Genomic DNA, 12,538 nt, shown 5'->3' on the forward strand with positions numbered 1-12,538 from the left:
TCATGTGTAGTGGCGGTAGACGGCACGTGCGACGCAAGCGGGCTTCGGGGAGCCCTCGATCTCGACGGTGAAGTCGACGGTGAGCTGCACGCCGTCGCCCGGCACGTCCTCGACGGTCGCGACCTGGCCGAGCAGCCGGATCTTGGCCCCGACCGGCACGGGCGCGGGGAACCGCACCTTGTCCAGCCCGTAGTTCAGGCTCATCCGCACGCCGGAGACCTCGAGGAGCTCGCTCATCAGCGGGATGAGCAGCGCCAGCGTCAGGTAGCCGTGCGCGATCGTGCCGCCGAACGGGCCGGAGGCGGCGCGTTCCGGGTCGACGTGGATCCACTGGTGGTCGTCGGTGGCGGTGGCGAACGTGTCGACGCGGCCCTGGTCGATCTGCAGCCAGTCGGTGTGCCCGAGGCTTTGTCCCGCCAGTGCTTTGAGTTCTGCGATTCCGTTGACGGAGATGGTCACGCGTCCTCCTTCACGAGTCCGAGCAGGCGGGCGGCGTTGTGCTTGAGGATCTTGGGACGGACCTCGTCGGAGATCTCGAGCTTCGCGAAGTCGGCCAGCCAGCGGTCGGGGGTGATGACGGGGTGGTCCGAGCCGAACAGGACCTTGTCCTGCAGCACGGTGTTGGCGTAGCGGACGAGCTGCGGCGGGAAGTACTTCGGCGACCAGCCGGACAGGTCGATGTACACGAACGGCTTGTGCGTGGCCACCGCGAGCGCCTCGTCCTGCCACGGGAACGACGGGTGCGCCAGCACGATCCGCAGGTGCGGGAAGTCCACGGCGACGTCGTCCACGAGCATCGGATTGGAGTGCTTGAGCCTGATGCCGCCACCGCCCGGCACGCCGGCCCCGATCCCCGTTTGTCCACTGTGGAACAGCGCGGGCACGCCGAGCTCCTCGATCACCTCGTAGAGCGGGTACGCCATCCGGTCGTCCGGCGAGAAGTCCTGGAGGCTCGGGTGGAACTTGAAGCCCCGCACACCATGCTCCTCGACGAGCCTGCGCGCCTCGCGGACGGCCGTGCGGCCCTTCCACGGGTCGACGCTCGCGAACGGGATCAGCACGTCGGCGTGTTCGGCGCAGGACGCGGCGATCTCCTCGTTGGAGATGCGCGGGTGGCCGGTGGCGTGCTCCGCGTCGACGGTGAAGATCACCGCGGCCATCCCGCGCTCGCGGTAGATCCCGGCCGTCTCGGCGATCGTCGGCTGGCGGTGGGCGGCCTTGAAGTACTTGGCGGACGCCTCGAGCAGCGCCGGGCTCAGTGAACTGTGGCCGTCGCCGGAGATCTCGGCGTGCGTGTGGACGTCGATGGCGACGAGGCCGTCCACATCCATTCTGGGAACGTTCACGGCGCCACCGGCTGCGGGATCCCGTAGGTCTCGGGCTCGAACTCGCCGAACCGCTCGGCGATCGAGCCCGCCTGCCAGCCGCCGTCCGCGAACAGGACCTGCTTCTCGGCGGGGTGCGACCAGAGGGCGAGCCGGTCGCCGCCGATCCCGATCGCCTGTCCCGTCACGCCTTTCGCCGCGTCCGAGGCGAGGTACACGATCAGTTCGGCGACGTCCTCGACGGTGCCCAGGCCCTCGTCGCGCCGCACCCACTCCGGCAGTGGCGCGCCGTTGCGTTCCGACTCCTCGATCAACGGCGCGAACGCCGGGATCGTGCGGGTCATCTCGGTGGCGGCGACGGGGACGACCGCGTTGACGGCGATGTCGGACCGGGCCAGTTCCAGGGCCCAGGTCCGTGCCATGGCGGCGATCCCGGCCTTGGCGGCGGCGTAGTTGGTCTGACCGAAGTTCCCGCGCTGGCCGGCGGGCGACGAGACCAGCACGAGGCTGCCGCCCGTTCCCTGCTCCCGCATCCGCACGGCCGCGGCGCGTGCGCAGGTGAAGGTGCCGCGCAGGTGCACGTTGATCACGGCGTCGAAGTCGTCGTCGCTCATCTTCCACAGCACGCGGTCGCGCAGGATGCCCGCGTTGGTGACCAGCACGTCGAGCCGGCCGAACTCCTCGACGGCGGCGTCGACGAGCGCCTGGGCGGTCTCGGCCGTCCCGACCGGAGCGATCACCGCGCGTCCGCCGATGCTCGCCGCGACCTCGTGGACGACCTCGTCCACGTCGTTGACGACGACCTGGGCACCGTTGCGCGCCAACGCTTCCGCGTACGCCCGGCCCAGCCCGCGGCCGGCGCCTGTGACGATCGCGACCTTTCCCGACAACTCCATCAGGCGAGTCCTCTCCGTTGGTTCGCGACCCAAAGTAGGGCATATTCATGACGCTCGTCTAGATGCTGCCCAACATGTATCGTGACGGACGTGACGCCCCAGTCCTTGATGCTGAACTTCCTGGGCCTGTACGTGTTCGGCCGCGACATCGCGGTCTACTCGGGCAGCGTGATCGACGTCTTCCGGCGCGTGGACGTCTCGGAGGAGGCGGTCCGCTCCACGCTCACCCGGATGGCCTCACGGGGTCTGCTCGCCAAGCACCGCAGTGGTCGCAAGGTCTACTTCGGACTCACCGCGCGCGCGACGGAGGTGCTGCGGGACGGCGAGCGGCGCATCTGGCAGCGCGGCGCGATGAACCGGGACTGGGACGGCACCTGGACCCTGGTCGGCTTCTCCCTGCCGGAAGGCCGGCGCGGCGAACGGCACGACCTGCGCTCGCAGCTGCAGTGGGCGGGCTTCGGCCCGGTGCAGAACGGCCTGTGGATCGCCCCCGGCGCCCACGACGTGAGCGGGCTGGTCGACGGGCTCGCGGAGAACGTCACGGTCTTCACCGCCCAGCACGCCAAGCCGACCGAGGCGGCGGACCTGGCGCGCCGCGCGTTCGACACGTCCGCCATCGCCGCCCGCTACCAGGACTTCCTCGCGAAGTGGCGTGAGCCGGACGCCTCGCTGCCCGACGACCTGGCCCGCCAGCTGGTGCTGCACGGCGACTGGCTCGACCTCGTGCGCCAGGACCCCCACCTGCCCGCCGAGCTGCTGGCCGGCGACTGGCCCGCGATCGAGGCGGAACAGCTGTTCCAGTCCCTGGCCACCCGCTACGCGCAGACGGCGACCCCGCTCGCGGCCGCCGCCATCGAGTCGATCGAGGTGCCAGCCATCTAGATCACGGCGCTGATCTGATCAGCGCGCTGCCGAGAAAGTCACGTCCAGCAGATCGGTCTCGGCTGACCCGTCACGGCAGCAGGTGGTGGACGGGCACCCCCAGCCGTTCGGCGATCAACGAGCGGTGGCACGCCTCCGGGTCGCGTTCGACGCAGAGCAGCGCCGCGCCCTTCGGCAGTGCCGGCCTGACGGGAGCCAGGTCGGCACTGCCGAGGATCTCCGCCTCGTAGCGGCGGACGTACTCCGCGGCCAGCACGCGACGGCTGCGTTTGCCGACACCGAGACGCTCGTCCTCCGCGTACTGGACGTGGCGAAGCTCGGTGGTGGGCGCGAGCTCGGGGTGGTGTTCGTAGGCGATGCCGGCACGGGCGAGCGCCGCCTGCAACCGCAGCGAGTTCGCCCAGGCGTACTCGCGCCCGCGGACACCGCGCCGTTGCCGCACGTCGAGCAGCAGCCGGACGTCCGCGTCCCGCAGCCGCCGCAGGAACGACTCCTCGTCGAAGCCGTACACGCCGATCGTCACCACCCCGAGCGTCACGCCACGGCCGTCCCTTCCAGCTCCACCATCAGGTCGGGGATCGCCAGCCTGCTCACCCCGAGCATCGTCGTCGGCGGTGCCACGCGGGCGGCCCCGAGCCGCGCCGCCAGCACGCCGTAGTGCTGGAACAGCAGGTCGACGTCGGTCGTGTAGACGTTGAGCCGCACCAGATCGGCGAGCGACATCCCCGCCTCGGCCAGCACCGCCTGCAGGTTGTCGAGGCTCAGAGCCAGCTGTGCCGCCATGTCACCGGCGTGCTCGGGCTTGCCGTCGCCGTTCATCGAGGTCTGCCCGGCGCAGTACAGCGTCCGGGTCTGCCCGGTGACGACCTCGCCCTGGTGATACCCCAGCGCAGCCGACCAGGTCCACGGGTTGACGGGCGTTCGTTCCAAAGCCACAACAGCTCCATTCTGAACTCGGATGACGCTCTGCAGCCTCGCAAGCAATACACGACATCCTGTGTCACGTATTCCCGTACGGTTTTCGCATGCGTGCCGACCGGTTGGTGTCGCTGGTCCTGCTGCTGCGGCGGCACGGTCAGCTGTCGGCGGCCACCCTGGCCCGCGAACTCGAGGTGTCCACCCGGACGGTGCTGCGCGACATCGAGGCGTTGTCCGCGGCGGGTGTCCCGGTCTACGCCGAACGCGGCCGGCACGGCGGGTTCGCGTTGCTGCCCGGTTTCCAGACGGAGCTGACCGGCCTGAACCACGACGAGGCGCTCGCCCTGCTGGTCGCCGGCTCACGACGAGGCGCGCAGGTGTTCGGTCTCGGCTCGTCGCTCGCCTCGGCCATGCTCAAGGTGGTCGACGCGCTGCCCGAGAGCTATCGGCTGACCGCGGCGGGGGCGGCGGAGCGGTTGCTCATCGATCCGGAGATCGACCTCCTCTCGCGGCGTGCGGTGGAGGAGGAGTTGCCGGACGCGGTGGTGGCGGAGGTCCGTCGCGCGGTGTTCGCGGGACACCGGCTGCGGATCTACTACGAGGCCGGGGGTCAGGCGGCGGAGTGGCGCACGGTGGACCCGATCGGCCTGGTCACCGTGCGGGAGCAGGGATATCTCCTGGCGAAGAAGGAGGGTGAGGACCGGACCTACCGGCTGTCGCGGATCCTGGCCGCCGAGGAGCTCGACGAACCCGCGCAGCGGCCGGGCCGGGTCGACCTCGACCAGGCCTGGCAGGAACGCAGCACGCGGTTCCGGACCGGTGGTGACCAGGTCGCCGTGGTGCTGCGGGTGCGTCCGGCGCGACGGGAGGAACTGGTGGGCACCGCACTGGCCGTGCTCGCCGAGGCGCCCGACGACGGCTGGCTGCGGATGGAGGTCGCGTTCCAGGACTCGCGGCACGCGGAGTGGGCGTTGTGGCAGCTCTCCACGAGCGCGGAAGTCCTGGAACCGCCGTGGTTGCGTGCCGCGTTGAGAGATCGGGCCGCCGCGGTCGCCGCCCGGTACGGCGAAGAAGGCTGACGGGGCGCGGGCGGCCTGTGCCGTCCGCGCCCCTGCGGGTCAGACCTTGCAGGGCGAGCCGCCGGGGTGACCCGGCTTCGCCTCGACGTTGGCCTTCGCCTCACCGATCACGACGTCGGTCAGCAGCGTGTCCACGACGACGGCCTGCTGCACGACGCTGGTCGCGGTGGTGGTGGTGCTGTTGAGCCGCAACGACCCGATCACCAGCGGGATCGTCAGCGGAGCGCTGCCCACCGTCACCGACAGGCCGTTGATCTTCAGCGACGCGATCGTCGACGAGCCCGCGAACTGCGGCACCAGGCCACCGGGACCGGCCACGCAGGTGACCGACGCGTTCGACTCGATCACGCCGATCTCGATCGTGAGCAGGCCGCTGGTCACCCTGGTCTGCTCGATGCGCGCCCGTGCCGTCGCGAGGTCGGTCGTCGCGGGTGCGGTGCCTGTGAGGTCGTCCGGTGACTGGTCGGTCCTGGCGTCGAGCGCCGTCGCGCGCACGGTCAGAATTCCTGCGTTGAGCTGGACGTTCGCCAGCGTCTCGTGGTCGTCCACGCACGGCACGTCCTGCGGGTTCGCCCGCGTCGAGACGATGCCGGCGAGGTTGAGCGCGGTGGCCTGGCAGGAGAACACCCCGGTCCGCTCGGAGGTCTTGATCCGCAGGTCGGACAGGACGGGGCTGTCACCGGCCGCGTTCGCGGTCAGCGTGGCCCGCACCTCGATGTAGCGGCCGGTCTTCGCGAACGTCACGCCGTTCGCGACAGGGGTGAAGCTCTCGCCCGCCAGTCCTGCCTCGGTGTCGGACGTCCTCGCCTCGACCACGATCGACGTGCCCTGCGGCACGCTGCCCTGCGCCTCCGTGTTCCAGGTGACGGTGCCCCACGGCCGGCCGTTGGTACCGCCGTCCTGCACGACGCTCCACGTGCCTTGCGGCGCGGTGATCTCGCCGAGCACCGATCCGGTCATGTCGCTGTAGTTGTAGGGACCGGCGCCCGCGCCGAGATCGACCGTCAGGTCGACCGCGCCGATGGTGCGGCCCCCGCCGCCGACCGGCCCGGCGTCCGGGTCGATGCGCTGAGCGTTGTTGGTGGAGATGTTGGTGACCCACACCTTGCCGTTGCTGTCGATCGCGACACCGGTCGGGCCGGTGCCGCCGGGCAGCGGCACGTTGCCGACGTACGTGCCGTCGGTGCGCAGGTGGCCGACCGTGGTCGCGCCGTTGAGCGAGTGGGCGACCCAGACGTTGCCGTCGCTGTCGACCGCGACGCCCTGCGCGTTCTGGCTGCCGTGGGCGAACGCACCGAGCAGCGTGCCGTCCGGCGCCAGCTTCGCGACCCGGTTGCCGGAGAAGTTGGTGTGCCAGATCTCGCCGGTGACCGGGTCCATGCCGAGCCCGTAGTCACCGTGGGTGCCGTTGAGGCAGGCGTGGGTGGTGGCGACGGGGTCGTAGCGCAGGGTGCCGAAGTTGCGCGCGGACCAGAGCGTGCCGGCCTTGTCGATCAGGCCCCCGTAGCCACCGCAGCCCACGTTGAACTGCGTGCCGGTGGCCTGGCCGTTGGCGTCGAGCAGTTCGTGGTCGAGGTCCTGACCGCCCGTCCACAGCCGGTTCTGAGCGTCCACGGCGACCGTGCGGGTGTTGCTGCCGGTGACGCGGGAGTAGTTGATGACGCACTCGTCGGCCGCGGTGGTGACGCCACCGTTGTCGTCCGCGCCGCCCGCGTTGGTCCACGGCCGGATGTCGCCGAGACCGCGGCTGGTGGCGATCAGCCCGTCCTGGTTCCGGTCGTCGCACTTGTTGTAGGCGAACGGGCCTTTGAGGTAATCGCCCGCAGGGTTGGGCGTGCCGTCGGAGTTGACGCGGGTGCCGCCCTGGATCACGGCGACGCGGGTGACCGAGCCGCGGCCACCCGCGCCCTCGTTGCGGTTGGACAGCCACGTGCTGCCGAACTTGTCGACGGTGGTGCGGGACGGGTTGCGCCCGCGCCCGTCCGGTGCCGACACCCATTCACCGACGATCTGACCGGTGTTGACGTCGATGCGGACCATTGTTCCGCGCGCCGAGGCGGCGACGTTGACGTAGGGGAAGAACACCGTCGAGCGGTCGAGCTGAAGCTGGTCGTTGTTCGGGGCGTTGTGGTTGACGTCCTGCGCGGTGCCGTTGTCGAAGTGGGCGTCGAGCGTGTACAGGACGTCGGTACCGGAGACCGCCGCGGCGGCAGCCGGTACGGCGAGTGCTGTGAGCAGGAAAGTCGTGGTGGTGATCGCGAGCGCCGCTCTGGCGCGGCGCCTTGATGGACGCATGGCAGCTCCATTCGGGGTGCGGTGATCCGGACATTCGCCCAGAACACACCGAAAAGAGTCGGCATGTGATGAAATGCGTTACCGGCGCTTTGCAATGCCATTTCGGTTGTAATCAGGTGACTTTCGAAAAATACGGCCGTCTTCGCGCGAACTTCGCACTGACGGATCAATCTGCACGTGACGGCGCGTATCGCTGCTACCGGTGATCTGCGGCAATCGGGCCGGATTGCGCCGGTCCGGTCATCTTCCGCTCTACCTTGAGCATCATAGGCTGGGGCAATGGGGGCCATGGGAACCGCCGGCACGTCCGAGCGCGATTTCACCCGGTACTTGAACGCGCGGGTGCTCTCGGTCGTCGGTGCCGTGGTGTCCGCGGTGGCGCTGCCCGTCCTCGTCTACCAGTTGACCGGATCGGCGGGCTGGACGGCGGCCGTCACGGCGGCGGAGGCGTTGCCTTACCTGGTGTTCGGGCTGCTGGCCGGTGCGCTCGCGGACCGGCTGGACCGCCGGCTGATGATGGTGGCGATGGACTTCACGGTCGCCGCCGTGCTGCTGAGCGTGCCGCTGGCGTGGCTGGCCGGCGGGCTGACGGCGCCGCACGTGGTGGTGGTGGCGTTCGCGACGCAGACGGCGTTCGTGTTCTTCGACGCGGCGAACTTCGGTGCGTTGCCGGCGTTGGTGGGCAAGGAGAAGCTGGCCGCCGCGTTCTCGACCCTCTACGGGCGCACGACCGTCGTGGAACTCGTGGTGCCCGGCGTGACCGGTCTGCTCGTGACGGTCGTCGCCCCGGCGGCATTGCTGGCGGTGAACGCACTGACGGCGGTGGGGTCGGCGTTGTTGTTGCGTGCGATCACCAGCAGCATGGCCAATCCACGGCCGGTGCGCGGGGGAAGGGAACTCGTCGGTGACGTGAGAGAGGGGCTGCGGTTCCTCTGGCACGAACCGATCATCCGGCTGCTCACGCTCGTCGGCGCCACGCATTCGGTGGCCAGTGGCGCGTGGATGGCCGTCCTCGTGCCGTTCGCCGACCAGGTGCTGGGCGTGGCGCCGAAGGGAGACGCCCGGCTCGCCGTGCTGTTCACCTGCTGGGGCGTCGGCGCGGTCGTCGCGTCCCGCGTCTTCCCGAAGCTGACGGCGCGCTGGGGCAACGCGGAGGTGGCGCTGGCGGCGTTGCCGTCGTCCCTGCTCTGCGGAGTCCTCGTCCTGGTCAGCGGCCACTGGCTCGTCCTCTGCGTGACGGCTACCTGCTGGGGTGTCACCGGCGCGATCGCGGTGATCAACGGGATCACCTACCGGCAGCAGGTGTGCCCGGACGACCTGCAGTCGCGGGTGAACACCACGGCGCGGATGGTCGCCTGGGGTCTCGGCCAGCCCCTCGGCGCGGCGCTGGCCGGTGTCCTGTCGGTCGCGACGGGCGATCCGCGGGCCGGGCTCGGCGCCGGCCTCGCCGTGCTGCTGGCCGGCGTCGTCGCGGCGTGGGTGTCCCCGGTGCTGCGGGGGCAGAAGTACCGCAACCACACGTGACCCCACCATCGCGGTTGCTGAGCAGCGTCACGACAGCGTGGCAGCGCGTTCGGGTCGCCGGCGGAAAGCGGAAAGGGCTGCCGGGGTGCCCCGCTCGGGGGCGGGGCACCCCGGCAGCCCGGGATGTGCTCGATCTACCCGGGGCGGGTCGCGGCGCCCCGCGCTCGGTCAGCGCCGCGACCCGTGCTCAGGCGATCAGGAGTGCGGGCACGTGTCCCGGTACTCCTCGATGAGCGTGCTGCGTCCCGGTGCCGGGCAGAGGAACTGCTCGTAGCGGGTGTCGTTGTCGATGAAGCGCTTGAGCCACGAGATGCTGTACTTCGCGATCGTCGTGTTGGACGAGTTCGGCGCGAAGTGCGAGGCGTTGTTGAGTTCCAGGTACGCCTTGTCCAACGTGGACGGCAGTGACGTGTAGAACGGCTCGGAGTGCGAGGAGACCGGGGCGACGGAGTCGCTCTCGGCGCCGACGACCAGGGTCGGGACGCGCACGGACGACCAGTTCTTCGTGGTGTGCCAGCCCGTCAGCGGGATCGCCGCCTGCAGTGACGGACGCTGGCTCGCGGCGCGCAGGGTGCCGCCGCCGCCCATCGAGTGACCCATGACGCCCAGGCGGGACGAGTCGATCCGGGTGCGGACGGTGCTCTGCTGCGTCAGGTAGTCGAGCGCCGCGAGCAGTTGCGAGGCCCGGCTGTCGGGCTGGTCGTAGACGGAGTTCGTGTCGATCGTGAAGATCACGAAGCCCTGGGACGCGAGGCGCGGGCCGAGCCACGCCATGGTCGACTGGGTGCCGGTGTAGCCGGGGGAGATGGCCACCGCGCCGAACGTGCCGGCGGAGGTGCTGGTCGGGTAGTAGATCGTGCCGCCGCCGAAACCGCTCACCAGCGACGACACGGAGGTCTCCGAGACGGCGAACGGGCCGCGGCTGGCCTCGATGCTGGAGTTGGTGGGGGCAGGACCGCGTTCGTACGGGTTGTCGGCGGCCTGGGCCACGGTGCCGCCGAGCAGCACCATGGAGAGCGCGACGGGAATCAGGGTGCGGAGTTGCACAGCGCTGTACACCTCATTCGGCAGGGGAACTGGGGGAGGAACGATTCGACCCTGCAACCACTGACTCCACGTGCGCATCGGTGCAACCACCGGTCTCGGTGAACAACTTCGGTGGCAAAACTAACGGTGGTAGGTGAATTTGCCGCTTACCCCTTCCGGAGGAGCGGCAACCGCCGTAAGACTGGTCCGATGCTGCGTGGCCGAGAGCGGCAACGCGTCGCCGTGGACGCGTTGGTGGAGCGTGCGCGCGTTGGGTGCGGCGGAGTGCTTGTGCTGTGCGGTGAGGCTGGCTCGGGCAAGACTGCGCTGCTCAATGCGGTGGAGGACGCCTACGACGCGTTGTTGTGCGTGGACGTCCCCGAACTCGACGACGACCTTCTGCAGCTTGCGCGTGACGTAGGAGGCACGAGGGGTGCGCTGCTCATCGCCACCGAGGGCGAGCCACGCGGACTGCCGAGCATCACCCTCGATCCACTCGACGCCGTGACGAGCATCCGCGTGCTGCACGACCTCGTGCCCGGCCTGCCCTCCACCCTCGCCGCGGACCTGGTGGAGCTGGCCTGCGGGAACCCGCTGGCGCTGGTCGAGCTGGCCGGATCGCTCACGTCCGCGCAGCTCGGCGGCATCGCGCCGGCGCCGGAGGTGCTGCCGGAGAACAGCTCGCTGCGGCTGAGGTGGCGGGCCCGCTTCGCCGCGCTGTCCCCCGAAGCGCAGCAGGTCGTCGCGATGGTGGCGGTCGACGAGGAGGTCGACCCCGAGACGCTCGACCTGGACGCGGTGACCGAGGCCGGGCCGCTGTTCGACCCGCGCAAGCTGGTCCGGTCCGCGCTGCGGGCCGACGTGCCGCTGCCGCTGAGACGCCGGGCCCACGCCGTACTGGCGGAGACCCTGCCGCCGGGTGCCCGCCGCACGTGGCACCAGGCGGTCACGACGCAGGACGCCGGGCTCGCCGACGTCCTCACCACCTACGCCGAACACGCGCGACGGTGTGGTGACTTCGCGACGGCCGCCCGGGACCAGGACCGCGCGGCCCGCCTCACGACCGATCCCGAGCTGAAGGCGCACCACCTGCTCAAGGCCGCCGCCGACCACTGGGCGCACGGCGCGCCGCACCGGTCGCGAGCCGTCCTCCGCACCGCGACGAAGATGACCCACACGCCGGAGCTCAGGGCCTTGATGGACCTGGTCGTCGGCGGGATCGACCTCGGCGAGAGCCTCCCGGACGTGGCGGCGGACCGGCTCATCCGCGCCGCGAAAGGCCTGGTCGGCACCCGGCGGGAGCTCGCGGTCGCCGCGCTGGGGTTCGCGGGTGAGGCGGCCAGCATCGCCGGGGACCCCCGCCGCTTCGCCGCCGTCGCCGAGTTCGCGAAGGAGATCCGCCGCGGCGACGAGCCACCGGCCACCCGGCTCACGCTCGACCACCTCACCGGGATGCTGGCGACGTTCGACGGCAGGCACGACGAGGCGCTGCCCGCGTTGCGCACCGTCGTGGACCTGGCCGACGAAGTGCCCGGACCGCAGGCGCGGATCTGGGCGAGCCAGGCCGCCTACGTGCTCGGGGACGCCACGAGGTCGCACGAGATGGCGACCAGCGCGGTCACGGCCGCACGGGAGAGCGGGTTCACCGCACTGGTGCCGTGGGCGCTGGTGTACCGCGCGTTGTCGGCGTTGCTGCTGGACCAGCACGCGGCGGCGCTGACGGCGGCGACCGAGGGCGTGCACGCGGCGACGGCGATCGGGCAGCACAACGCCGTGGTCGACCACCTGACGATCCTCGCGCTGCTGGCGGCCCTGCGCGGCGACTCGGACACCGCGCTGCACCGCATCGACACGGCCACCGAGCAGATCACCCAGCGCGGCCTGACCAGGCCCGGCACGTTCGGTGCCTGGGCGTTCGCCTGCGTCGACCTGGCGCGCGACCGGCCCGCCGACGCGCTGGACCGGTTCCGGCTGCAGCCTGGACATGCCGGCATCAAGGTGATGGCCGCACCGCACGTGGTCGAGGCCGCCGTGGCGTGCGGCAAACCGTCCACGGCGGACAGAGCGCTGCAACCGTTCGAGAAGTGGGCCGGCACGACGGGCAGCACGGCCCGCCTCGCGCTCTCGCACCGCTGCCGCGGCCTGCTGGAGAGCGGCACCGCCGACGAGCACTTCGAGGAGGCGATCCGGCTGCACCGCGCCAGCGGCACCGCCCTCGAACTCGCGAAGACCGAGCTGCTGTACGGCAACCGGCTGCGCCGCGGACGCAAGCCCAAGGCGGCGCGCGAACACCTGCGCGACGCCGTGCGCATCTTCCAGTCCTACCAGGCCGATCACTGGGTCGAGCGGGCCAGCGCCGAACTGCGCGCGGCCGGCGACTCCACGAGCGAGCCCAAAGATCACCCCGGCCTGACGCCGCAGCAGGCGCAGATCGCCAGGCTGGTCGCCGAGGGCGCCACCAACCGCGAGGTCGCTGCGCGGTTGTTCCTGAGCCACCGCACCGTCGAGCACCACCTGCGCAACATCTTCGCGCGGCTCGGCGTGCGGTCGAGGGTCGAGCTCACCAGGAGACTCGATTGACGATGGAGGATGC

11 protein-coding genes are annotated in these 12,538 nt (G+C 70.8%); 4 read left to right on the top strand and 7 right to left on the bottom strand.

All coding sequences use genetic code 11. The features are described from left to right. The 3 genes from LX88_RS20405 to LX88_RS20415 are packed head-to-tail and all read right to left on the bottom strand — an operon-like array spanning window position 1 to window position 2,221. Window positions 1-459, bottom strand: a complete 459-nt coding sequence (locus tag LX88_RS20405) for a MaoC family dehydratase (RefSeq protein ID WP_258949376.1) — start codon at window positions 457-459, stop codon at window positions 1-3. Beyond that, on the bottom strand, window positions 456-1,331 hold the full coding sequence (locus LX88_RS20410; RefSeq protein WP_258949672.1) for an amidohydrolase family protein: 876 nt from the start codon (window positions 1,329-1,331) through the stop codon (window positions 456-458). Before LX88_RS20410 ends, LX88_RS20405 begins: the two co-directional genes overlap by 4 nt. 11 nt (window positions 1,332-1,342) lie before the next feature. Next, on the bottom strand, window positions 1,343-2,221 hold the full coding sequence (locus LX88_RS20415) for an SDR family NAD(P)-dependent oxidoreductase (RefSeq protein ID WP_258949377.1): 879 nt from the start codon (window positions 2,219-2,221) through the stop codon (window positions 1,343-1,345). Between the two features lie 90 nt (window positions 2,222-2,311). On the opposite strand from LX88_RS20415, the gene LX88_RS20420 reads away from it, so the two are divergent. Beyond that, a complete protein-coding gene (locus tag LX88_RS20420) occupies window positions 2,312-3,103 on the top strand; it encodes a PaaX family transcriptional regulator (RefSeq protein ID WP_258949378.1) in 792 nt (263 codons plus the stop codon). A gap of 70 nt (window positions 3,104-3,173) precedes the next feature. Here the strand turns inward: LX88_RS20420 and LX88_RS20425 are convergent, their stop codons facing one another. Then, window positions 3,174-3,641, bottom strand: coding sequence for a DUF488 family protein, N3 subclade (locus LX88_RS20425; RefSeq protein WP_258949379.1), 468 nt, complete (start codon window positions 3,639-3,641; stop codon window positions 3,174-3,176). After that, window positions 3,638-4,033 (bottom strand): RidA family protein, encoded by a 396-nt coding sequence (locus LX88_RS20430; RefSeq protein WP_258949673.1) that lies wholly within the window; start codon window positions 4,031-4,033, stop codon window positions 3,638-3,640. The genes LX88_RS20425 and LX88_RS20430 overlap by 4 nt, the downstream gene beginning before the upstream one ends. A 95-nt stretch (window positions 4,034-4,128) precedes the next feature. Between LX88_RS20430 and LX88_RS20435 the strand changes: the two genes are divergently transcribed. Continuing rightward, window positions 4,129-5,100 carry a helix-turn-helix transcriptional regulator gene (locus LX88_RS20435; RefSeq protein WP_258949380.1) on the top strand — a complete coding sequence of 324 codons (972 nt, stop codon included), beginning with the start codon at window positions 4,129-4,131 and terminating at the stop codon, window positions 5,098-5,100. A 39-nt stretch (window positions 5,101-5,139) separates the two neighbouring features. Here the strand turns inward: LX88_RS20435 and LX88_RS20440 are convergent, their stop codons facing one another. Beyond that, window positions 5,140-7,395 carry an NHL repeat-containing protein gene (locus LX88_RS20440; protein ID WP_258949381.1) on the bottom strand — a complete coding sequence of 752 codons (2,256 nt, stop codon included), beginning with the start codon at window positions 7,393-7,395 and terminating at the stop codon, window positions 5,140-5,142. 279 nt (window positions 7,396-7,674) lie between these two features. On the opposite strand from LX88_RS20440, the gene LX88_RS20445 reads away from it, so the two are divergent. Then, entirely contained in the window at window positions 7,675-8,919 is a 1,245-nt protein-coding gene (locus LX88_RS20445) for an MFS transporter (protein WP_258949382.1), read from the top strand. 195 nt (window positions 8,920-9,114) lie between these two features. On the opposite strand, the gene bdeA is transcribed toward LX88_RS20445, so the two are convergent. Further along, window positions 9,115-9,930 carry a bis(hydroxyethyl) terephthalate hydrolase gene (bdeA, locus tag LX88_RS20450; RefSeq protein ID WP_258949674.1) on the bottom strand — a complete coding sequence of 272 codons (816 nt, stop codon included), beginning with the start codon at window positions 9,928-9,930 and terminating at the stop codon, window positions 9,115-9,117. Between the two features lie 225 nt (window positions 9,931-10,155). On the opposite strand from bdeA, the gene LX88_RS20455 reads away from it, so the two are divergent. Continuing rightward, a complete protein-coding gene (locus LX88_RS20455) occupies window positions 10,156-12,525 on the top strand; it encodes a helix-turn-helix transcriptional regulator (protein WP_258949383.1) in 2,370 nt (789 codons plus the stop codon). Window positions 12,526-12,538 lie beyond the last annotated feature (13 nt).

The sequence above is a fragment of the Lentzea californiensis genome (genome assembly GCF_024648825.1).
GTDB classification, from domain to species: Bacteria; Actinomycetota; Actinomycetes; order Mycobacteriales; family Pseudonocardiaceae; genus Lentzea; species Lentzea californiensis.

What these genes read in the sequence shown, in the direction of transcription:
- LX88_RS20445 (WP_258949382.1), top strand. Translation starts at nt 7,675, where the DNA reads ATGGGGGCCATGGGAACCGCCGGCACGTCCGAGCGCGATTTCACCCGG.
- LX88_RS20440 (WP_258949381.1), bottom strand. Translation starts at nt 7,395, where the DNA reads ATGCGTCCATCAAGGCGCCGCGCCAGAGCGGCGCTCGCGATCACCACC.
- LX88_RS20455 (WP_258949383.1), top strand. Translation starts at nt 10,156, where the DNA reads ATGCTGCGTGGCCGAGAGCGGCAACGCGTCGCCGTGGACGCGTTGGTG.
- LX88_RS20415 (WP_258949377.1), bottom strand. Translation starts at nt 2,221, where the DNA reads ATGGAGTTGTCGGGAAAGGTCGCGATCGTCACAGGCGCCGGCCGCGGG.
- LX88_RS20435 (WP_258949380.1), top strand. Translation starts at nt 4,129, where the DNA reads ATGCGTGCCGACCGGTTGGTGTCGCTGGTCCTGCTGCTGCGGCGGCAC.
- bdeA (WP_258949674.1), bottom strand. Translation starts at nt 9,930, where the DNA reads ATGGTGCTGCTCGGCGGCACCGTGGCCCAGGCCGCCGACAACCCGTAC.
- LX88_RS20410 (WP_258949672.1), bottom strand. Translation starts at nt 1,331, where the DNA reads ATGGATGTGGACGGCCTCGTCGCCATCGACGTCCACACGCACGCCGAG.